The sequence below is a fragment of the Micromonospora foliorum genome (genome assembly GCF_022229015.1).
GTDB lineage: Bacteria > Actinomycetota > Actinomycetes > Mycobacteriales > Micromonosporaceae > Micromonospora > Micromonospora foliorum.
This window is the reverse complement of sequence record NZ_JAKKFF010000054.1, coordinates 18745-40840: the sequence shown is the minus strand read 5'-3', so window position 1 is coordinate 40840 and position 22096 is coordinate 18745. Positions and strand designations below refer to the sequence as shown.

The following is a 22096-nucleotide window of genomic DNA, read 5'->3' as shown; positions in this document are numbered from 1 at the left end:
CCAAAGCAGCAGCGGCGCGGGCCGGCGGGCCAGTGGTGGGGCGGCCGGGAGCGGCGCCGCGTGGGCTGCCAGCCGGGCGGCCGCGGCCATCGAAGCTCCCGCGCCACCGAACGGCGGCACCGCCCCCGGCGGTAACGACTTCACAGCGGGCAGCAGCGGAATCACACCCGCCGGCGGTGGGGTGGCACCTGCGGGCAGTGGGATGGCTTTCCCCGGCAGCACGGCGTTCCCGGGCAGCGGGATGGCTCTGTCCGGCGGCACGGCACCTCCGGGCGGCGGAATGGCGACCGCCGGCGCTGGGGGTTGGAGTGGTCACGACGGCTGGGCCGGTGATGGTGGCGAGGGCGGACTGTTCGACGGCGGGCACGGTCTGGACTCCGTACCGGACGGTCCGCCGGTCGGCCGACACCGACGCACCTGAGCGGCCGGCACGACCTGCTGTTTCCGCCGTCCTGCGGAGGCTCCGCACACTCAGGCCGTTCGCCGGACTGGTGACCCGGCCGGCGCGGTCGACTGGTTCAGCGGTGGCTGGACCGGCGGAGGTGGCCGCCACCGCGACGCCGGAGGCGCCCGGGCTGGTCAGGGCAGGCGGGTCTGGAGCACGCCGTTCTGGATCCGGGTGGGCAGGATCTGCTGGTCGTTGCCGGACGGTCCCTGCACGACCTCGCCGCCGTTGAGCCGGAACGCGCTGCCGTGCCACGGGCAGACCACGCAGGCGTGGCCGTCGATCTCCTGCACTTCGCCCTCGCCGAGCGGCCCACTCTGGTGCGGGCAGCGCTCCAACATCACCGTCACCTCGTCACCGTGCCGGTAGAGGATCACCGAGATGTCGTCGTCCACCTCTCGGGTGATCAGGGTGCGTTGCGGCAACGTCGCCATGTCGGCCAGCGAGTGCCAGCCCTCGGACATCCGGCGCAGCTCGGAGATGCTCTGGTTGACCTGCGCCCCCTGCTTGTACGCGAGGTGCCCCCCGATGTACGCCCCGATGCTCACCGTGGAGAGCCCGAGGAAACCGAGAGCGCGGCCCATCCCGTGGCGGCCGGACAGTCGGGCGGCCAACGAGCTGGCGTAGAGCGTCAGGCCGACGGTGTTGGCGGCGGCGTGCACCAGGCCGACCCGGCGCTGTTCACGGGCGAGTGCCGCCCAGTCGTTCAACCCGGCGACCGCCGCCGGCAACGCGCTGACGGTGCCCAGGCCGACCAGCACGGTGGCGGGCCGGCGTTGCCCGGGCATCAGGTCCAGCACCGCGGCGCTGATCCACGCGCCGACCGGCACCTGCACCATCGCCGGGTGCAGCGGATGCCCGAGGGTCACCCCGTGCAGCAGGTCGCGCAGCCGACGTGGACGCAGCGTCCCGAGGACGACCTTCTGCAACCGGTCACCCGCGCGGTCCAGCCGGGAGTCCTGCTCAACTTTCGTCAAAAGTGCTCGCACGAGTACCGACTTCCCGGCGATCGCCGTCGCAAACCGGTCGGTGGCGACAAACCTGCCGCACCGCCCACGCCGCCGATCTTGCAGCTTCTGTTCCGATAATTCGGGGCACAAGCCGCGAACCGGCAACCGGAAGTGCAAGATCGACGGGGATTGTGGGCGTGGGGCGGGCCGGGCATGCTGGCGGGATGGGTGTGCGGGTGGAGCGGGTCGGGGCGGTCACCACCGTGGTGCTGGACCGGGCGGCCGCGCGCAACGCCGTCGACGGGCCGACGGCGCGGGCACTGGCCGACGCCTTTCGGGCCTTCGAGGCCGATCCGGACGCGGCGGTGGCCGTGCTCTGGGGTGCCGGCGGCACTTTCTGCGCCGGCGCCGACCTCAAGGCGATCGGCACGCCGAGCGGCAACCGGGTCGAGCCGGAGGGGGATGGCCCGATGGGTCCGACCCGGATGACGCTCAGCAAACCGGTGATCGCGGCGATCTCCGGGTACGCGGTGGCGGGCGGGCTCGAACTGGCGCTCTGGTGTGACCTGCGGGTCGCCGAGTCCGACGCGACACTCGGGGTGTTCTGCCGCCGTTGGGGGGTGCCGTTGATCGACGGCGGCACCGTCCGGCTGCCCCGGTTGATCGGCGAGAGTCGGGCCATGGACCTGATCCTCACCGGCCGCCCGGTGTCGGCCGACGAGGCGTACACGATGGGGTTGGTCAATCGGTTGGTGCCACCCGGCCAGGCTCGGGCCGCGGCCGAGGAGTTGGCGGCGACGATCGCCCGGCATCCGCAGACCTGCCTGCGCAACGACCGGGCGGCGCTGCTGGCGGGCGCGGGGCGAGGAGAGCCGGAGGCGCTGGCGACCGAGTTGGCGTACGGGATGGACTCGCTGGCCACGGACGCGGCGGCCGGCGCGGCCCGGTTCGCCGCGGGCGAGGGCCGACACGGCGCGACGCCGCCGGGAGGGGGGACCCTCCCGGCGGCGCCCGGTGCGAGCTAGCTCAGTTGCGGTTGATGGTGAAGGTTGTCGTGGGGTTCTGGATGTCGACCGCGTTGTTGCTCAGCCGGAGGTTGTTGAAGGTGACCGACCCGACGGCCGGCCCCTGCCCGGCCTCCGGCATCGGGTTGGCCCAGATGGCGAAGCCGGACTTCGCGTCGTAGGCGTCACCACTCTTCCGGGCACCGCTGATGGAGATGTTCGTGAAGACCGTGTCGGTGATCGGGTTCTGCGGCTGCCCGCCGACGTAGTTGGTCTGGAACATGATGCCGCTGTAGGTGGGGTCGACGATGTCGACGTCGCTGACCCGGATGCCCTGGAACACCTTCGAGGCGGAGAAGACCCAGATCGCCGGGAAGGTCTGCGAGCCCCAGAAGTGCCCACCGGCCCGCACGATCGAGATGTTCTCGAACCGGGTCGGCGGGTTGGCACCGAACCCGTTCATCGGGTAGCCGAAGTCGAGCGAGCTGATGGTGATGCCGGAGTAGACAAGCGTGTCCGCGATGTAGATGTTGCGGAACGTGTTGCCGTAACCGCCGTAGACGGCGACGCCGGCGGCCCGCCAGGTGAGGGTCGAGGTCAGGTTCTCGTAGATGTTGTCCTTCATGTCGGCGCCGCCCGCGTCGATCGCCGAGAACAGCGCGAAGCTGTCGTCGCCGGTGGCCCGGGCGTCGTTGTTGCTGACCAGGTTGTTGGTGCTCCCGTTGGTCATGTTGATGCCGTCGGCGAACATGTTCCGGATCCGGGAGTTCTTGATCGTCATGTAGTCGGTGTTAGCGCCCCAGTAGAGGCACACCATGTGCTCATTCCAGATGTTGTCGATCACGATGTTCGACACGTTGGAGAAGTCGAACACCTTGCCCGGACCGTCGATCCGCGAGGTGTAGTTACCGAAGTACGCGAAGTTCTTGAACGACGAGTTGGCCGCCGAGTTCTCGGCCCGGAAGCCGATGTCGGTGTTGTCCTGGCCCGACGGCGCGTTGAACCGGGTGTACCAGGGGCCGGCGCCGGTCACCTGGACCGCCTTGCCGTACACCTGAAACTTCGACGAGGTGGAGTAGTTACCGGCCGGCAGGTACACCCCGATCAGGTTGCCGGTGGTGTCCATCCGCACCCGGTCCAGGGCGTTCTGCACGTCCTGGTGGGTGAAGCCGGTCGGCGTGGTGTAGCGGGCCGGGTCCGGGTTGGCGATCGGCGCCACCTGCTCCGTGTTGATGAAGTCGATGGCGTACGTGGTGGTGTTGGCCGGGTCCTTCTGAAGGCGGATCTTGCTGCCGGCCGGGACTGTGGAGTTGAGCATGACGTTGGCTTCGTCGTAGATGTGCCGCGGTCCGCCCGCGCTCGGCGAGTTGCCCGGGCTGGTCTCGTTGCCGTAGAGCCAGGCGTACCGGGACGTCAGGTCGATGGCCTTGTGGAACGTGCCGTTGACGTAGACGTTCAGCGTCGAGTTGATCCCACCGCCGCCCGGGGCGTCCGGGATCGAGAAGCGGGTGACCAGCGTGTTGGTGCTGGCCCGGGTGGTGAACTCGACGTAGCTGCCGGTCGAGTTGAGGGTCACCGCCCGCCGACCGGACGCCTCGCCGGCCAGGTCGCCGACCTCCCGGTTCGGCCCGACGACGGTGGCGCCGCCGCCGACCGCGCCGTCCTCGGCCTCGTACATGTCGTACGGCATGTTGGCGCCGCGACCGACGAAGAGCGGACGGTCACTGGTGTTGTTGGCCTGCTTGACCGGCAGTTCGTTGCCGTCGGCGGCGAGCACCACCCGGACGGTGTACTTGCCGTTCGCGGCGGTCCAGGTACCCAGGTTGATCGGGCCGACCGTGGCACCGGCGTTGATCACGCCGGAGTACGAGCCGGTCAGGGTACGGACCACGGTGCCGGACTCGTTGAGCACGGTGAGCGTGATGCCGTGCGCACCGGACGCCGAGGCCACACTGCCGGCGTTGCGTACCGACACCGAGAAGGTGACCGTGTTGCCGGCCGACGGGTTGCCCGGCGACCAGGCGACCGACGAGGCGACCAGGTCCGACGTGGCGACCGGGCTGACCACCAGCGGGCTGGGGTTGGTGTAGCTGTTGTTGGTGTCGTCCTGCTCGACGACGGTGTTCGACTCGTCGACCTTGGCGCTGAGCGGGTAGCTCCCCGAGTCCCGGGTGCCGATGCTGGCGCTGACCGTGGTCGAGGCACCGGCCGCGAGGCCGCCGACCGAGGCCGTGCCGACCCGGGTGGAGCCCAGGTAGAAGTTGACGTTCGTCGCGCCGGAGGCCGCCGAGCCCGCGTTACGCACCGTCGCGGAGAGCGTGATGGTGCTGGTCTCCACAGGTGCGGACGGGCTGAACGACATGCCGGTCACGGTCAGGTCCGGGTTCGGCGCCGGAGTGCCGAAGACCTGGAACTCGGCCACCTGACCGGCCGGAGCACCGGTGTTCGAGGCGATCGAGAGCCGTACGTCGGCCGCCGCGCCGGAGACCGGGATGGTCACCGTGTTGCCGCTGCCCGGGTTGAAGGTGTAGTTCGCCGCGCCGACCAGGGTGGTGAAGCTCGACGAGCCCTGGTCCCGGCCGAGCACTGTGATGTTCTGGGTACGCGTGCCCCACGCCGAGTCCGGGTTGAGCTTCACGACGACCTGGCTGAGGCTGGCGTTCGCGCCGAGCTGCACGGTCAGCGTGCTCGGGTTGCCGTTGCCCTCCCAGTACGTGGCCACATTGTTGTCGTTGGCGTTGGTGGCCACGAACGTGTGCACGTACCCGGAGGCGGTGATCGGCTTGCCGGTCGCCAGGTTGGAACCGGTCGGCGGGTTGCCGGTGCCGGTCCGGGTCACGGTGTTGCTGTTCGCCGACTGGTTACCGGCCGCGTCCTTGGCCCGCACGTAGTACGACACCGTGGCGCTGTCCGCCTGGCTGTCGGTGTACGTGAGCGTCGAGCCGTTGACGGTGCCGCGCAGCGCGCCGTTGGCGTAGACGTCGTAGCCGGTCACCCCGACGTTGTCGGTGGACGCCGACCAGGCGAGCCGGATCTGCCCGCTGGCCGGCTGGGTGTAGGCCAGGTTGCCCGGGACGCTTGGCGCCTGGGTGTCGGTGCTGCCGGTGGCGCCGTACACCTCGACCTCGGAGAACTGCGCGGCCGGCCAACCGGAGTTGCCGGTGACCTGCACGCGTACGTAGCGGGTGCTGGCCGCGGTGAAGCTGACGGTCGCGGTGTTGCCGCTGCTCGGGTTGAAGGTGTAGCCGGCGGACGCCTTCAGGGTGGTGAACGTAGAGCCGTTTGTCGAGCCCAGCACCGACAGCGTCTGGGTACGGGTCTGCCAGTCCGACGCGGGTGGCAGCTTCAGCACCACCCGGTCCACGCTGACCGTGGCGCCCAGGTCCGCCTGGATCCACTGCGGGAACGCGTTGTTGCTGCTCTCCCAGTAGGTCGACGCGTTGCCGTCGTTGGCGTTGCTCGCCACGTAGTTCTGGTTGTAGCTGCTGGCGGTCATGGTGGCGGAGAGCCCGGCGAGCAGGGCCACGCGGGCGGCGGCCGCGGACGGGTCGGCCGCCGGTGCCGCGCTCGCCATGGGGGTGACGACCGGGGCGGTGGCGAGGAGCATCCCGGCGAGCGCGCCGGCGAGCATCCGACGGCGGCCCGTGCGGGCGGTGCGGGGGACGGTGGTGGGCGCGCCGGTTGGCGGCGTGCCTCGTCTGGTGCCGGTCCTGGACATGGGGTCGCTACACCTCTTTCGGGGGTGGGTGTGGGTGCGTTGCCCGGTGACGGGTGCAGGGGTACGCCCGTCGTTCCGCGACAGGTGGGGGACGGTGCGGGTTGGGGACGGGGTCGGACGGCCGGCGCGGCGTTGCGCCGGAGCGCCCGGACCGGGTGCCCCCGCCCGGTCCGGGCGGGGGCGCCCGACCTAGCTGGAGTAGACCTCGAACTCGCTGAGCTGGCCGGCTGGCCAGCCGCTGTTGCCGGTGACGGTCAGCCGCAGGTACCGCTGGGTGGTCGCCGCGAAGGTCACGGTGACCGTGTTGCCGCTGGCCGGGTTGAAGCTGTAGCCGGCGGACGCCTTCAGCGTGGTGAACGTCGAGCCGTTGGTGGAGCCGAGCACCGCCAGCGTCTGCGTACGCGTCTGCCAGGCCGATGACGGTGGGAGCTTCAGCACGACCCGGGACACCGACCGGTCGGCCCCCAGGTCCACAGTCAACGACTGCGGGAACGCGTTGTTGGCGCTCTCCCAGTAGGTGTTCGCGTTGCCGTCCACCGTGTTGGCGGCGGCGTACACGTCGGAGTGGCTGGTCTCGGTGACCGACCGTCCGGCCGCCAGGTTGCCGGTGGGCGGCGGCGTGGTCGGGGGCGGGGTGGTCGGCGGTGGGGTGGTCTGCGTGCCGCCGTACACCTCGACCTCGGAGAGTTGCGCGGCCGGCCAGCCGGTGTTGCCGGTGACCGTGACCCGCAGGTAGCGGCGGTCACCGGAGGGCAGCCCTATCGACACGGCGTTGCCCGTGCCGGGGGCGAAGACTCGACCAGCGGACGACGCCAGGGTGGTGTACGACGAGCCGTCGGTGGAGCCGAGCACCGACAGCGTCTCGGTGCGTTGCTCCCAACCGCTGGGCAGCTTGAGCACCACCCGGTCGACCGACCGGGACGCGCCCAGGTCGATGGTGACCGACTGGGGGAAGGCGTTGTTGGCGCTCTCCCAGTAGCTGGCCGCGTTACCGTCCACCACGTTGGCCGCCGTGTAGCTCTGGTTGGTGCTGGTCGCGGTCGTCGACCGGCCCAACGCCAGGTTCCCGCTGGTCGGGGGCGGAGTGGTCGGCGGTGGCGTGGTGGGCGGCGGGGTGGTCGGCGGCGGCGAGGTCGGCCCGCCACCCCACTGGGGGGTCGGCCACGGGCCGCAGTACGGGGTCGGGGTGTACCAGCCGGAGTTGCCGGAGCCCTGGGTGATCTGGAAACCGGCGCCCACGCAGTTGTGCATCGGGTTGCTCTGCGCGATGTTGGTGGCCCGCACGTTGGTGAACGACACCTGGCTGTTCGCCTGCACCTGCAGCGCGTACGTGCCGGCGCCGTCGATCCGTACGTTGTTGAGGTTGATCCCGTTGGTCTGGCCCTCGATCCAGTGCAGCGCCGCGTAGGAGCTGTCCAGGATGTCGGTGTCGGTGATGTTGATGGTGGGGTTCTGGAACGCCTCGTTGAGCGCGGAGAACCAGATCGCGCCGACCCCGAAGTTCCAGTTGTAGTCCGAGTTGCCGTTACGGATCAACGTGTTCCGGGCGATCGTCCAGGTGCCCTGGACTCCGGTGGCGCCCTGCACGCCGGGGTAGCGGTTCGCGACGTGGATGCCACCGCCGTTGGTCAGCGAGTCGGCCGTCACGTTGTCGGTGATCTTGATGTCCCGACCGCCGTAGCTGACCAGGTGGTTGGCCAGCAGGGTCACCCCGATGGTGTTGTGGGTGAAGGAGTTGTTGACGTTCGGCACGCTCTGCGCCCACATCGCCAACGCGTCGTCGCCGGTGTTGCGGACGAACGTGTTGGTCACCGTCGAGTTGGTCACGCCGGTGTGGAAGTTCACCCCGTCCGCGGTCTGGTCCAGGATGCGGCTGTTGCGGATGGTGAAGTTGTCCATCGGGCCGTCCATCCACGCCCCGACCTTGGTGTTCTCCAACCACAGGTTGTCGACCACCGAGTTGGTCATCGCCCCGCCCAGGGCGTTGACCTGGTCGTCGTCGACCCGCTCGCGGATGTCGCCGATGATGGCGAAGTCCCGCAGCGTGACGTTACGGCTGGGCCCGTTCGCCTCGTGCGCGCGGACCGGGCCGGTGTAGCCGCCACCGGGGACGTACTTGCCGTAGATGCCGACGGACCTGTTCCGCTCGGTGGGGTGCCGCCCGCCGAGCACCGAATACCAGGGGCCCGCGCCGCGCAGGGTCACCCCGTCGACCACCACGTGGTCCCAGAGGGTGAAGGTGCCGGTCGGGATCCAGACCGCCCGGCCCTGGGCCTTGCCGGCGTCGACCGCCGCCTGGAACTTGGCAGTCGAGTCGGTCGCGCCGCTCGGGTCTGCGCCGAAGTCGGTGACCACGTCGAGCACACCGGAGGGCTTCGTGATCGCGGGGGCGACCAGCTCGAAGTCGGCCAGGTCGATGGTGAACGTGGGCGACTGCGCGGTCGAGGAGACCTGGAACCGGATCTTCGTGCCGGCCGGCTGGGTGCTGCCGAACAGCGCCCGGGTCTCGTCGTAGAAGTGGTGCGGGTTGGTGTCACCCGGGTTGTTGTTGAACGGGTATCCGCCGTAGTACCAGCCGTACCTCGACGTCACCGGGACCGACTTCAGCAGCGCCCCGTTGGCCCGCAGGTCGATGGCGGCGTCGCGGCCGGTGCCGGCCGGGCTGTCCGGCAGGCTGTACCGGAAGGTGACCGCGTTGGCCGGAGCGGTGAGGGTGAACTCGACGTACTCGCCGACGGCGTCCAGGGTGACCGCCTCCCGGCCGGACGCCTCGGACGGCAGCGTGCCGTACCGCCGGTCCGGGCCGATCTTCGTGCCGTTGTGGGCGGTCTCCTCCGCCTCCTGCTCGACGAACGGAACGGTGGCACCCCGGTTGGGGATGTCGAAGGGGGACAACCCCGCCGCCGAGGCCGGGGTCGCGGTGCCGGTGACCGCGAGGGCGGTCACCGTTGTGGCGGCGAGCAGGGTGGCGGCGATGGCGGCCAACCCTGCCCGGGCCGGGTGTCGAAGGTGGTGCGGGGTGCCGGTGGTGTGGTTGGCCATGAGCTGCGCTCTCCCTTTCGTCAGGCAGGCCAGATCCCCCCGTGTTGGTGCGGTGTAGCGCGTCCCCCCTTGGTTCTCCCTTCCTGGTGGTGTGGTGTCGGCGGCCGGGACGGGCCGCCGACACCACGGCGAGCAGAGTCAGGTCAGGCCGGGCCGTCCGCCCCGTGCGGCCCGTCGGTGGATTCGGCGGTACGCAGCCAGACCGCGGTGTCGGACGGCAGCAACCCGTCGTCGAGCGGCCCGCTGGCCAGCACCAACTCCCCCTGAGCTGGCATCGGCACCGCCTCGGCGGAGAGGTTGACCAGGCAGGCGAAGCCACCGCCACGGCTGAACGCGAGCACCCCGTCCGGGGCGGGCAGCCAGGTCAGCTCGCCGTCACCGAGCGCCGGGTCGGCCTTCCGGGCCTGGATCGCCGCCCGGTACAGCTCCAGCATCGAGGCCGAGTCGCCGGTCTGCGCGCTGGCCGTCCGGTCCTTCCAGTCGGCCGGCTGCGGCAGCCACGGTGCCGCGGCGCCCTCGGGGCTGAACTCGAACGGCGGCTCGTCCCCGCCCCACGGCAGCGGTACGCGGCAGCCGTCCCGACCGGGGTCGATCCGGCCGGAGCGCTCCCACATCGGGTCCTGCCGCAGCGCGTACGGGATGTCCTCGACCTCGTAGAGGCCCAGCTCCTCGCCCTGGTAGACGTAGGCGGCGCCGGGCAGCGACAGCGAGAGCAGCGCGGCGGCGCGGGCCCGGCGGGTACCCAACTCCAGGTCGGTGGGGATGCCCTCGCGTTTGGCGGCGAAGCTGAACCGGGTGTCCGCCCGACCGTAGCGGGTGACGTGTCGGGTGACGTCGTGGTTCGAGAGCACCCAGGTGGCCGGCGCGTTGACCGGCGCGTGCGCGCTCAGCGTCCCGTCGATGCTCTCCCGCAGCGCCGCGGCGTCCCAGGCGCAGCCGAGGAAGTCGAAGTTGAACGCGGCGTGCAGCTCGTCGGGGCGTAGGTAGTTGGCGAACCGCTGCCGGTCCGGCAGCCACACCTCACCGATCAGCGCCCGGTCGGTGTACTCGTCGGCGACCCGACGCCAGCCCCGGTAGATCTCGTGCACCCCGTCGAGGTCGTGGAACGGGTGCGGTTGGTCCGGTCGGACCTCGGGCAGCTCCCCGTCCTTGACCAGGAGCCCGGCCGAGTCGATCCGGATGCCGTCCACCCCCCGGTCGAACCAGAACCGCAGGATGTCCTCGAACTCCGCCCGTACCCGGGGGTGGTCCCAGTTGAAGTCCGGCTGCTGGGGGGCGAAGAGGTGCAGGTACCAGTCGCCGGGGGTGCCGTCCGGGTTGGTGGTGCGGGTCCAGGTCTCGCCGCCGAACTCGCCGATCCAGTCGGTGGGTCGCTCGTCGCCGTTCGGGCCTCGGCCCGGTCGGAACCAGAACAGGTCCCGTTCGGGCGCACCCGGCCCGCCGGCAAGCGCGGCCTGGAACCAGGGGTGCGCGTCGGAGCAGTGGTTGGGCACCACGTCGACGATGGTCCGGATGCCCAGCGCGTGCGCCTCGGCGATCAACGCCTCCACCTCGGTCAGGGTGCCGAAGACCGGGTCGATGTCGCGGTAGTCGGAGACGTCGTAGCCGGCGTCCGCCATCGGGGACGGGTACCAGGGACTGAACCAGATCGCGTCGACGCCGAGCGCGGACAGGTGGTTCAGCCGGGACCGGATGCCGGCGATGTCGCCGATGCCGTCGCCGTTGCCGTCGGCGAAGCTCCGGGGATACACCTGGTAGATCACGGCTCCCCGCCACCACGGACTTCTGTCAGCTGTGGACACGAGCACCTGCTTTCTGCGTCAGTACGTCGGCGGGTTCGCCGGACCTGGATATGTATCGGGCGAACGGTCGTTGTTCGCCGCGCGGGAGGACCGGTGGTGGCTAGCCCTTGATGCTGCCCGTGGTCAGACCGGACATGATGTTCCGTTGGAAGATCAGGAAGATGATGACTGTCGGGATCGCGGCGATGACCGACGCGGCGATCACCACGTTCATCGGTGTGCCACCGGCGAAGGCGTAGATGCCGACGCTTACCGTCCGGGTCTCGGGCGACGGCATGACCAGCTTCGGCCAGAGGAAGTCCTTCCAGACCGCCGTCACGGCGAAGATCGAGACTACGCCGAGGATGGGACGCGACAGCGGCAGGATGATCGACCACAGCGTGCGCAGCGACGTCGCCCCGTCCATGAGGGCGGCTGCCATCAACTCCTCCGGAATCGAGTCGAAGAACCGCTTCAACAGGAAGATGTTGAACGCGTTGGCGACCAGGGGCAACCAGATGGCGAAGGGTGAGTCCAGCAGGTTGATGTGCACGATCGGCAGGTCGATCACGGTCACGTACTGCGGAACGATGAGGACCATCGCCGGGATCATCAGCGTCCCCAGCATCAGGGCGAGAATCACGTTGCCGAAGATCGGTCGAAGCTTGGACAGCGAGTACGCGGCGGCGGTGTCGAGGACGAGTTGGAACAGCACCGCGCCGATGGCGTAGTAGAAGGTGTTGAACAGCAGCTTGGCGAGGGCCAGGTTGTTCCACGCGTCGACGTAGTTCTGCGGCTGCGGATCCTTCGGGAACAGCGACGGCGGGGTCTGCGCGATCTCCTGGCCGGACTTGAGCGCGCCGGTGACCATCCAGTAGAGCGGCCCGAGGAAGACGAGCGTGAACCCCGCCACGACGACGACCAGCAGCGTCCAGTAGATGACCCTGCCACGCCCCCGGCTGATCTGGGTCTGGGAAATGAGGGTCCGGGTGCCGGAATCCTGTGCCATTCCTCGCCGTCCTAGTCCTGTTTCGCAGTCAGCCGCACGTACACGGCGGAGAAGCCGGCAAGCACCACGAGCATGATCACGCCCAGTGCGGCGGCGCCGTTGAGGTCGTTCTGGAAGAAGCCGTGCTGGTAGATGAGGTACGCCACCGAGGTCGCGGAGTCCTCCGCGCCCGCACCGTTGGCGAGGATCAGTGGCTCGATGAAGAGCTGCATCGTGGCGACGATCTGCAACATCGCCAGGAGCGCGAGGATCAGCCGGGTCTGCGGGATCGTCACGTGCAGGATCCGCCGCCAGATCCCGGCGCCGTCCAGCTCGGCCGCCTCATACAGCTCGCCGGGAATGTTCTGCAACGACGCCAGGTAGATCAGCACCGCGCCGCCCATGTTCATCCAGGTCGACGCGACCACCATCGCCGGCATCGTCATCTCGGGCGACTGCATCCACTGCGAGGTGGGCAGGTGCAGTGCCTTGAGGATCGCGTTGAAGAGCCCGGCCTCACTCGGGTCGTACGCGTAGAACTTGAAGAGGAACAGCGCGGAGGCCGGCGGCAGCATCACCGGCAGGTAGACCAGGATCCGCAGGTAACCCTTGCCGTGCCGGAACTCGTTGAGCAGGATCGCCACGAAGAACGGCACCACGTACCCGAGGGCGAGCGCGAGCACCGTGAAGTAGAAGGTGTTCTGCCAGGCCGTCCAGAAGCTCGGGTCGGCGATGATGCGGGAGTAGTTGTCCCAACCCACCCAGGTGGTCTCGCCACGCCGGGTGCGCTGGAAGCTCATGACGATCCCGCGGATCATCGGGTACCAGGAGAAGACGACGAAGCAGAGCACCGCCCCGATCAGGAACGCGTGACCGGTGAGGTTGTCCCGTACCTTGCGGCCGAGGCTCGTGCGCTGCGGCCTCGCCGAGTACGGCGACGGCGGGCGGCCCGGTTTCCTGGGGGTCTCCGGGACGGTGGTGATCGCCAAGGCAACTCCTGGGTGAGTCGGTGACGTCGAGATGTGGTGCGAGTGGCGTGGGGGTCGGGTCGGCGTCCCGACCCCCACACGATCGGTCAGCTCTCGGCGGCGAGGAGCTGGTTGACCTTCTCCTCGGCGGTCTTGAGCAGTGCGTCGATGTTCGAGTTCGGGTTGGTCAGCACACCCGACATCGCGGCGTCGAGCACGGCGTAGACGGCCTGCGCGTTGCGCGGCTCACCCTTGATCGGAACCGGGGTCGCCTCGAAGAGCGCGAAGTTCGCCGTGTCCACGTTCGCGTTCGCCTTGCGCAGCTCCAGCTCCTGCTTCTGCGCGTCACTGCCGTTGGCGAAGAGCAGCGGCTGGGGCAGACCCACCGGGTAGTTCTGCGGCTTGGCCCGGACGTAGTCGAACTGACCCTTGCCCGGGGTGAGCTTCTGGTACGCGATCCACTTCAGACCGGCCTTGACCTGCTCGGGCGTGAGGTCCTTCTTGAAGAAGTAGCCCTCGCCACCACCGAGCGTCCCCTTCGCCGCGCCGTCCTGGCCGGGCAGCGGAGCCATCGCCCAGTCCTGGAACTTGCCCTGGAACTGGCTGACGATCGCCTGGGTGGCGTCCGGCGCGCCGATGAACATGCCGACCTTGCCCGCACCGGCGTTCGTCAGCAGGTCGCCCCACTGCAGCAGCTGACGGGCGCCCATGCTGTTGTCGCCGTACCGCATGTCCTTGAGGTTCTGCAGGACCTGCTTGCCCATGGCGTTGTTGAAGTCGGCCTTCTTGCCGTCCTCGGTGAGCACCCGGCCGCCCTGCGAGTAGAGCAGGGAGGTGAAGTGCCAGCCGCCGGTGTTGCCGGCGCTGTACTCCGAGTAGCCGGCGATGCCGTTGCCGAGGGCGGAGATCTTCTTGGCGGCGGCCCGAACCTCGGCCCAGGTCTTGGGCGGGTTGTTGACGTCCAGCCCGGCCTGCTGGAACAGGGCCTTGTTGTAGACCAGGCCCATCGAGTAGTTCTTCACCGGAACGGCGTAGAGCTTGCCGCCGTCGGTGAAGACCTCCTTGAGCGCCGGGTCGACGCTGTCCCAGGTCGGGATCGTGTCCTTGCTGACCTGCTGGCTGATGTCCATCGCCTGACCGGAGTCGAGCACCTGCTGGAGATCTGTCATGTACCCGTAGAAGACGTCGGTCACGGTGCCGCCAGCGAGGCGGGCGGTGAAGTCCGGCGGGTTGTTGCACTGCTCGCCGACGCTGACGCTCTTGATGGTGATGTCCGGGTTCTGCTTCTGGAACTCGGCGACGTCGTCGTTCCAGTTCTTCAACAGCTCTTTCTGCGCGCCGACCGGCTGACAGTCGACCGTGATGGTGACCTTGCCGCCGGCGTTCGAGCCCTTGTCGTCGCTCTTCGTGGAGCACGCCGTGAGGCTGAGCCCCAGGCCGGCCACGAGCGCAACCGCCGCAGCCTTTCGGTATTGCGGTACGGACATCTGTCCATCCCTTCGGGAACGGGTGTCTCCAATGACCTTCGCTGATCTGCGGTGATACGACCTGACGCCCAGTAGCTGCGTCGGAGCCAGATGTGAGTGGAGTCACTGTAGCGAGGCCGACTCATTTCGGCAAGGTATCGACCCTGTTCCGAAAGGACACGACGTGATTACGGCAGATGTTGGCAAGGCTTTGAAAGCAGCCCGATTTGCCGGCTATTGATCCCCTATGGCCGGTCATTCGACCCGATCGATGCCGACCGTGGCGAGCAACGACGAAAACGGCCGCCGACCGCGTGAGCGGTCGACGGCCGAAGCGTCGTTCGGGGTGGCGCCTAGCGGCCGGGAGCGGGCGCGGTGGAACCCCGCACCACCAACTCCGGCTCGAACAGCAACTCGTCCTGCAGCACGCCGGCACCCTCGATCTGGGTGACCAGCAGATCCACCGCGGCCTGCCCCATCGTCTCGATCGGCTGCCGCACCGTGGTCAACGGCGGATCGGTGCACGTCATGAAGGCGGAGTCGTCGAAACCCACCACCGACACGTCGGCCGGGACCGAACGCCCCAACCGCCGGGCCGCGCGGATCGTGCCCAGCGCGAGCACGTCGCTGGCGCAGATGATGCCGGTCACGCCCCGCTCGACCAACTTCGTCGCGGCTACCCGCGCGCCCTCCATCGAGAAGCTGGACCGCTCGACGCACTCGGCGTCGCCCTCGTCCCAGCCGGCTGCCTGGATCATCGCGTCGAGCTTGCGCCGGGACGGCACATGCCCCTCCGGGCCGAGCACCATCCCGATCCGCTCGTGCCCGAGCGAGCGCAGGTGCCCGTACGCCTGCTCCACCGCCACCGCGTCGTCAGTGGAGACCCGGGGGAAACCCAACTCGTCCACGCCGGCGTTGACCAGCACGACCGGAAGCCCTCGGTCGGTCAGCCGACGGTAGTGGTCGTGTCGGGCGTCGGCGAGCGCGTACGAGCCACCAGCGAAGATCACCCCGGAGACCTGGTGGTCGAGGAGCATCTCCACGTAGTCCATTTCGGAGACGCCGCCGATGGTCCGGGCACAGAGCGCCGGGGTGTAGCCGCGCTGAGCCAGGGTGCCGGTGACGACCTCGGCCAGCGCCGGGAAGATCGGGTTCTGCAACTCGGGCAGCACCAGCCCGACCAGCCGGGCGCGTTCGCCGCGCAACTTGGTCGGCCGCTCGTAACCGAGCACGTCCAGGGCCGTCAGCACGGCGGTACGGGTCGCCTCGGAGACTCCGTCGCGGCCGTTGAGCACCCGGCTGACGGTGGCCTCGCTGACGCCCGCCTTCTTGGCAACTTCAGTCAACCGCTTGGTCACGCTCGCAATCGTACGTCACCTTAATGAAAGAAATGAACAGCGATCTGCCCGGCGTTTGCTGGTTGGCTGACGCATTCTTCCCACCGTCGACCATTCCGGCCCCCTGGCCCCGCAGCATCGACCGCACGGGTTCCAGACCGCCATGATCGACTCGGTTTTGGTGATACCGCGGGGTCCCGATGCCCCGGACACCGCGACTTCCTGAAACGCGAGTGGATCATGCCCGGTCGCCGCGCGGGACGGCGCGGGGCCGGGGGTCAGGACAGGTCGCGTAGGGCGGTTTCGATGGCCCGGTGGAAGGTCGGGTACGCGTAGATCATGTGCCGGAGCTGACTCAGCGGCACCGCCGCGTGCACCGCCACCACCAGTGCGGACAGCACCTCGCCGCCGGCCGGGCCGACCGAGGTCGCGCCGATCAGTACGCCCTGGTCGGCGTCCGCCACGAGCTTGATGAAACCGTCGTCGCCGACCCGGTGGATCCAGCCCCGGGTCGAGCTGCCGAGTTTGGTGAAACCCACCTGCACGTTGATGCCGCGCTCGCGGGCCTGCTGCTCGGTGAGCCCGACCGCGCCGATCTCCGGGTCGGTGAAGGTCACCCGGGGCAGCGCCCGGTAGTCGGCGCGCGGGACGGTGCCGGCGGACCCGCTCGATCCGCTGGCGGCCAGCGCGCTGGACGCGCCCATCGCTCCACCGACCACGCTGGAGGTGCCGCTGGCGTCCGCACCGGCCTTCGCCTGGCGGGCGCGGGCCAGGATGTCGGCGATCACGATCCCCGCCTGGTACATGGCGATGTGGGTGAAGGCGCCCTCGCCGGTCAGGTCGCCGACCGCCCAGACGTGGTCGGTGACGTGCAGCCGGTCGTCGACCGGGAGGTAGCGCTGGCTGGCGTCCACGCCGATCGTGTCCAGACCCAGCTCGGCCAGGTGGGCCTTGCGCCCGGTGACCACCAGCAGCCGTTCAGCGGTGAACTCCGCGCCGCCGCCACCGCGCAGGGTGAACCTGGTCCCGTCGTGGTCGACCCGTTCGGCGCGTACCCCGGTGTGGATCTCCACGCCGTCGGCGCGCAGCGCCGCGGCGGCGACCTCGGACGCCTCGGGTTCCTCGATGGCCAGCACGCGGTCGAGCGCCTCGACCACTGTGACCCGGGCCCCGAAGCGGGCGAAGACCTGCGCCAACTCCAGGCCGATCGCGCCGCCGCCGAGCACGAGCAACGACTCCGGCAACTCCTCGGCCTCGATCGCCTGGTGGTTGGTCCAGTACGGCGTGTCGGCCAGGCCGTCGATCGGCGGCACCGACGGACGGGTGCCGGTGCCCAGCACCACCCCGTGTCGGGCCTCGAACACCTGGTCACCGACGCGGACCCGGCGTGGACCGTCGAGCCGGCCGCTGCCCCGCACGAGCCGGCCGCCCTTGCCGATGAACCGCTCCGCCGCGACCGTGTCGTCCCAGGTGTCGGTGGCTTCCTCGCGGATCCGCTTCGCCACCGGCGCCCAGTCCGGCTGGACCTGCGCCGTTCCGGCGAGCCCGTCGACCCGGCGAGCCTCGGCGAGAGCGTTGGCCGCTCTGATCATCATCTTGCTCGGGATGCAGCCCCAGTACGGGCACTCCCCGCCGACGAGATCCCGTTCGACGCCGACGACGCTCAGGCCGGCCTCGGCGAGCCGTTCGGCCACCTCCTCGCCACCGACTCCAAGCCCGACCACGACCACATCCACCAGCTCCGGCTCCGCCACACCGAACAGCATCCCCCAGCGACACCACCCCGACCATCGGGGTCGCGGAAAAGTCGGCACGCTCACCGCTCCGGACGCTTACCGTGGCCGGATGCACGCACGCTTCGCTCCGGTCCGGGACTGCTTCCACGACCTGTTCGCCTCCGGCCGGGAGACCGGTGCCAGCCTCGTCATCTGGTACGACGGTGAGCCGGTCGTCGACCTGGTCGGCGGCTCCCGGGCCGGTGACGGGCCGGGCGGCGAGCCGTGGCGGCCGGACACGCTGGTCAACGTCTACTCGGTCGGCAAGCCGGTGGCCGCGCTCTGCCTGCTGATGCTCGTCGACCGGGACAAGGTCGATCTCGACGCGCCCGTGGACCGGTACTGGCCGGAGTTCCGCACTCCCGCCACCGTCCGTCAGGCGTTGTCGCACACCGCCGGGCTGCCGGCCTTCCCGGTGCCCCGGCCGGCCACCGCGGTCGCCGACTGGGCGCTGCTCAGCGGCGACCTGGCCGCCGCCGACCCGGAGTGGTCGCCGGGCTCGGTCGCCGGGGAACACGCCTGGACGTACGGGCATCTGGTGGGCGAGCTGGTCCGCCGCGTCGACGGACGGTCGGTGGGCCGGTTCCTGGCCGAGGAGATCGCCGACCGGTGGCAGCTCGACCTCGGCTTCGGGCTGGCCGAGGCGGACCAGCGGCGCTGCGCGGACCTGCGCTACGGCGACCCGCAGTGGCCAGGTCGGAAGCTCGGCGAGCCGGGCTCGCTGCGGGCGCGCGCGATGGGCAACCCGGCGGGTGGGCTGGACCTGGCCGTGCTGAACAGCCCGCTGTGGCGAGGCGCCGAGATGCCGGCGGTCAACCTGCACGCCAGCGCGTCCGGTCTGGCCCGGCTCTACGCCGGTCTGCTGGCCGGCGGCGTCCTGGACGGCGTCCGGCTGTTCAGCCCGGAGTTGGTGGCAGAGACGACCCGGGTGCAGTACGACGGGCCGGACCTGGTGCTGGACCGTCCGGCCCAGTGGACGCTGGGCATGCAGCGGGAGCCGGACGGCAGCTGGGGCATGGGCGGCCTCGGCGGCAGCGGCGCGTGGGCCGACCCGGAACTCGGTTACGCCTGCGCGTACGCCACGGCCCGGCTGGACGAACACGACCGGGTCAACGAGCTGGCCGACGCCCTGCACTCGGTGCTTTGATCAGCGCAGCCAGACGGGGTCGGTGCCCGGCACCGAGAGGGGCGGTGGGTAGTCGAGCGTCTGGCGGAGGGCCTCGGGCAGCTTCCACGGTTGGTGCACCGCCTTGCCCCGCACCCCGGCCAGCTCCGGCACCCACCGACGCACGTAGTCGCCGGCCGGGTCGTACCGTTCGGCCTGCCGGACCGGGTTGAACCCCCGGTAGGGCTTCGTGTCGTTGCCGGTGCCGGCGACCCACTGCCAGTTGCCGGAGTTGTTCGCCACGTCCCCGTCGAGCAGCCAGCGGAAGAACACCGCCACCCCGGACCGCCAGTCCTGCCCGAGGTGCTTGGTGAGGTAGCCGGCGGTGATCAGCCGGGCCCGGTTGTGCATCCAGCCCTGCGTCCGCAGCTGCCGCATCCCGGCGTCGACGATCGGCATCCCGGTGCGTCCCTCGGTCCAGGCCGCCACCGCGTCGTCGTCGTAGCGCCACTGCTCGGTGGCGCCCCGCCGGTACGCCGCGGTCGATATCTCCGGGAAGGCGGCGGTGACCTGGTAGTAGAAGTCCCGCCAGCAGAGCTGCCGGACGAACGGGCCGGACCGGTCCCCGGCCCGGTTCGCCACCGCCAGCGGCGACACGCAGCCGAAGCGCAGGTACGGGCTGAGCCGGGAGGTGTCGTCGCCGGCCATGTCGTCGTGCTGGTCGCCGTACCGGGTCAGGTCGGGCAGCCAGTCGGTGAGCCGCTGCCGCGCGATCCGCTCGCCGCCGGTGGCCGCGTCGGGCGAGTCGCCGGCGGGCAGCGCCGGCAGTTGGCCCACGCGGACCCGGTCGGGCAGCGCGATCCGGCGCGGCGCGGCCAACTCCTCGCGCCACCGGTTGGCCGCCCAGGCCCGGTGGTACGGGCTGAACACCCGGTAGTGGTCACCGCCGCCACCGGGCCGCAACGCGCCCGGCTCGACCACTGTCAACCCGGGAAACAGTCGCAGGTGCAATCGGTGCCGTTCGCACTCGGCGCGTAGTCGCCGCTCCCGACGGACGGCGTAGTGGCTGACGTCGGCCGAGAGCGCGACGGCCGTGGCCCCGACCTCGTCGGCCAGTCGGATCGTCTCGGCCACCGCGTCGCCGTGCCGGACCACCAGGTCGCCACCACGGTCGCGAAGCTGGGCGCGCAGGTCGGCGAGGGCCTGGTGCAGGAAGCGGGTGCGGTTGGCGGAGAGGTCGGCCAGCGCCGGGTCGAGCACGTACAGCGGCACCACCTGGTCGAAGGCCGCACAGGTGGTGGCCAGCGCCGGGTGGTCGTGCACCCGCAGGTCGCGGGTGAGGAGCACGATCGCCGTGCTCGCGGTCACCGGCTCTCCGGGTGGATCGTCGGCCCGGGGATGACGACCGGGGTACCGGTCGAGCTGAGCAGGGCCCGCGCGGCCACCGCCATCCGTCGCCGCTGCGGCACCAGGGCCCGCCGGACGAAGACGTCGTAGTCCTGCGCGGCCACCTCGTCGAGGATGCCGCCGTAGAGCGCGTACGCGGTGCGCATGCAGGCCTGCGAGGCGGGCGCGAGCATTGTGATACCCGGTGCGGCGGCGGCGTAGTGCGCCTGGGCGCGGGTCACCTCGTACTCGATCAGCTCGCGGATCCGGGACGTACCGCGACCCCGCGCGCGGGCCTCGGCCAACTCGTCGCGGGTGACCCCGAACTTCGCCAGGTCCTCGTCCGGCAGGTAGGTGCGGCCCCGGTCGAGGTCCTCGGCGACATCCCGGATGAAGTTGGTGAGCTGGAAGGCGAAGCCGAGCTGCCGGGCCGGCTCCCGGGCCGCCGCCGGGTCGGAGCTGCCCAGGATCGGCAGCATCATGGTGCCGATGACCCCCGCCGAGCCCTCCATGTAGTCGAGGAGGTGGTCGTAGGTGGGGTACGCGGTGACGGTGAGGTCCATCGCCATGCTCTTCAGAAACGACGCAAAGTCGTCCCGGTCGAGATCGAAGACGGCGATCGTGTGCAGCACGGCCGGCAGGAGTGGGTCGTCGACCGGCGCCCCGTGCAGACCGGCCACGAACTGGCTGGCCCAGTGGTCCAGCAGGGCGGCCCGCTCGGCCGGCGGCAGCTCCTCGGTGCGGTCGACGATCTCGTCCGCGTACCGGGTGAAGCCGTAGAGGGCGTGCACATGTCGTCGTTTCCAAGCGGGGAGCAGTCGGGTGGCGAGATAGTAGGTGCGGCCGTGGCGTTTGTGCAGCTCACGGCACCGGTCATAGGCAGCGGTGAGATCAGTTTCCACCGGCCCTCCTCCATTTATCGACGCACCAATCGACGCAACCCGTAGCCTAGGGTACGCTCAGCCGCATGGCCAACGACGCAGTTGCGGGCAACGTGACCCGCGTGGCGGCGGCAGGGCCGGGGGACGGGGACGATCCGGTCCGCGCCGTTCTGGCCGCGTACACCCACGATCTGGTCACGGCGGTCGACGAGACCCTGAACGCGTTCCTCACCGCCGAGGTCGACACCCTCAACGACATCGACCCATCGATGGGCAGCTTCGCCGCCACCGCGCGGGAGGCCGTCCTGGCCGGCGGCAAACGGATCCGGTCCACGTTCGCCTACTGGGGTTGGCGCGGGGCGGTCGGCGGCACCGCAGCGCTGCCGCCCGTGCTGCCCGCGCTGGCCGCGCTGGAGCTGCTGCACACCTTCGCGCTGGTGCACGACGACGTGATGGACGCGTCCACCACCCGCCGCGGTCGGCCCACCGCCCACGTCGCGTTCGCCGAACAGCACGTCGCCGCCGGCCACCGAGGTGATCCCGGCCGGTTCGGTGAGGCCGTCGCCGTGCTCATCGGCGACCTCTGCATGGTCTGGGCCGACCAGTTGCTGGCCCACGCCTCGGTGCCGTCGACCCGACTCTTCGAGGTGCGCCGCTGCTACGACCAGATGCGGGTGGAGACGGTCGCCGGGCAGTATCTCGACGTGCTCGGCGAGAACGACCCGGCCAGCTGGTCGGTCGACCGGGCGCTGCGGGTGGCCCGCTACAAGACCGCCAGTTACACCGTCCAGCGACCACTGCTCTTCGGGGCCTGCCTGGCCGGGGTGCCCGCCGACGATCCGCTGGTCTCCGCGTACACCCGTTATGGCCTGGCCGTCGGCGAGGCGTTCCAGCTCCGCGACGACCTGCTCGGCGTCTACGGCGACCCGGCGGCCACCGGCAAGCCGGCCGGGGACGACCTCCGCACCGGCAAGCCGACCACGCTGCTCATGCTGGCCCGTGAGCTGGCCACGCCGGCCCAGCTCACCGCGTTGGAGGCGGCCGCCGACGGACCGGTCGACACGCTCGCCAAGCTGGTCGCCGAGACCGGCGCGGTGACCCGGGTGGAGCAGATGATTGCCGAGCGGGTGAGTGACGCGTTGGCCGCGCTGGACGCCGCACCCGTGGACCAGACGGCGCGGACCGCGCTGACCGGGCTGGCCACCGCCGCTGCCAACCGGCGGGCCTGATGAGCGACTTGAGCGAGGAGG

At 70.3% G+C, this 22096-nt stretch carries 14 protein-coding genes and 1 pseudogene; 3 read left to right on the top strand and 12 right to left on the bottom strand.

Features of this window, described 5'->3' with window-relative positions:
- Both PSH25_RS04995 and PSH25_RS04990 read right to left on the bottom strand, forming a co-directional pair.
- Positions 1 to 261: pseudogene (locus tag PSH25_RS04995) on the bottom strand (hypothetical protein); the annotation flags it as partial.
- A gap of 318 nt (positions 262 to 579) precedes the next feature.
- On the bottom strand, positions 580 to 1434 hold the full coding sequence (locus PSH25_RS04990) for a Rieske (2Fe-2S) protein (RefSeq protein ID WP_238657878.1): 855 nt from the start codon (positions 1432 to 1434) through the stop codon (positions 580 to 582).
- A 185-nt stretch (positions 1435 to 1619) separates the two neighbouring features.
- Between PSH25_RS04990 and PSH25_RS04985 the strand changes: the two genes are divergently transcribed.
- Positions 1620 to 2420 carry a crotonase/enoyl-CoA hydratase family protein gene (locus tag PSH25_RS04985; RefSeq protein WP_238657877.1) on the top strand — a complete coding sequence of 267 codons (801 nt, stop codon included), beginning with the start codon at positions 1620 to 1622 and terminating at the stop codon, positions 2418 to 2420.
- A gap of 1 nt (position 2421) precedes the next feature.
- On the opposite strand, the gene PSH25_RS04980 is transcribed toward PSH25_RS04985, so the two are convergent.
- The 8 genes from PSH25_RS04980 to PSH25_RS04945 form a co-directional block, all read right to left on the bottom strand.
- Entirely contained in the window at positions 2422 to 6117 is a 3696-nt protein-coding gene (locus PSH25_RS04980) for a discoidin domain-containing protein (protein WP_238657876.1), read from the bottom strand.
- A 189-nt stretch (positions 6118 to 6306) separates the two neighbouring features.
- The gene (locus tag PSH25_RS04975) at positions 6307 to 9159 is read right to left on the bottom strand and encodes a galactose-binding domain-containing protein (RefSeq protein ID WP_238657875.1); all 2853 of its coding nucleotides are present in this window, start codon (positions 9157 to 9159) and stop codon (positions 6307 to 6309) included.
- A 143-nt stretch (positions 9160 to 9302) separates the two neighbouring features.
- Complete coding sequence (locus tag PSH25_RS04970; RefSeq protein ID WP_238657874.1) at positions 9303 to 10961, bottom strand: glycoside hydrolase family 13 protein; 1659 nt, start codon at positions 10959 to 10961, stop codon at positions 9303 to 9305.
- Between the two features lie 100 nt (positions 10962 to 11061).
- Positions 11062 to 11949, bottom strand: coding sequence for a carbohydrate ABC transporter permease (locus PSH25_RS04965; protein ID WP_238657873.1), 888 nt, complete (start codon positions 11947 to 11949; stop codon positions 11062 to 11064).
- Between the two features lie 11 nt (positions 11950 to 11960).
- Positions 11961 to 12917 (bottom strand): carbohydrate ABC transporter permease, encoded by a 957-nt coding sequence (locus PSH25_RS04960; protein ID WP_238657872.1) that lies wholly within the window; start codon positions 12915 to 12917, stop codon positions 11961 to 11963.
- Positions 12918 to 13003: 86 nt separating this feature from the next.
- The gene (locus PSH25_RS04955) at positions 13004 to 14383 is read right to left on the bottom strand and encodes an ABC transporter substrate-binding protein (protein ID WP_238657871.1); all 1380 of its coding nucleotides are present in this window, start codon (positions 14381 to 14383) and stop codon (positions 13004 to 13006) included.
- Positions 14384 to 14715: 332 nt separating this feature from the next.
- The gene (locus PSH25_RS04950; RefSeq protein WP_238657870.1) at positions 14716 to 15720 is read right to left on the bottom strand and encodes a LacI family DNA-binding transcriptional regulator; all 1005 of its coding nucleotides are present in this window, start codon (positions 15718 to 15720) and stop codon (positions 14716 to 14718) included.
- A gap of 257 nt (positions 15721 to 15977) precedes the next feature.
- On the bottom strand, positions 15978 to 17465 hold the full coding sequence (locus PSH25_RS04945; protein ID WP_238657869.1) for a dihydrolipoyl dehydrogenase family protein: 1488 nt from the start codon (positions 17463 to 17465) through the stop codon (positions 15978 to 15980).
- Positions 17466 to 17544: 79 nt separating this feature from the next.
- Here PSH25_RS04945 and PSH25_RS04940 point away from each other — a divergent pair, with 79 nt between their 5' ends.
- Entirely contained in the window at positions 17545 to 18621 is a 1077-nt protein-coding gene (locus tag PSH25_RS04940) for a serine hydrolase domain-containing protein (protein WP_238657868.1), read from the top strand.
- Here the strand turns inward: PSH25_RS04940 and PSH25_RS04935 are convergent, their stop codons facing one another.
- Entirely contained in the window at positions 18622 to 19947 is a 1326-nt protein-coding gene (locus PSH25_RS04935) for a cryptochrome/photolyase family protein (RefSeq protein WP_238657867.1), read from the bottom strand.
- Positions 19944 to 20867, bottom strand: coding sequence for a phytoene/squalene synthase family protein (locus PSH25_RS04930; RefSeq protein WP_238657866.1), 924 nt, complete (start codon positions 20865 to 20867; stop codon positions 19944 to 19946). The genes PSH25_RS04935 and PSH25_RS04930 overlap by 4 nt, the downstream gene beginning before the upstream one ends.
- A gap of 65 nt (positions 20868 to 20932) precedes the next feature.
- Here PSH25_RS04930 and PSH25_RS04925 point away from each other — a divergent pair, with 65 nt between their 5' ends.
- Positions 20933 to 22075 (top strand): polyprenyl synthetase family protein, encoded by a 1143-nt coding sequence (locus PSH25_RS04925; protein WP_238657865.1) that lies wholly within the window; start codon positions 20933 to 20935, stop codon positions 22073 to 22075.
- Positions 22076 to 22096 lie beyond the last annotated feature (21 nt).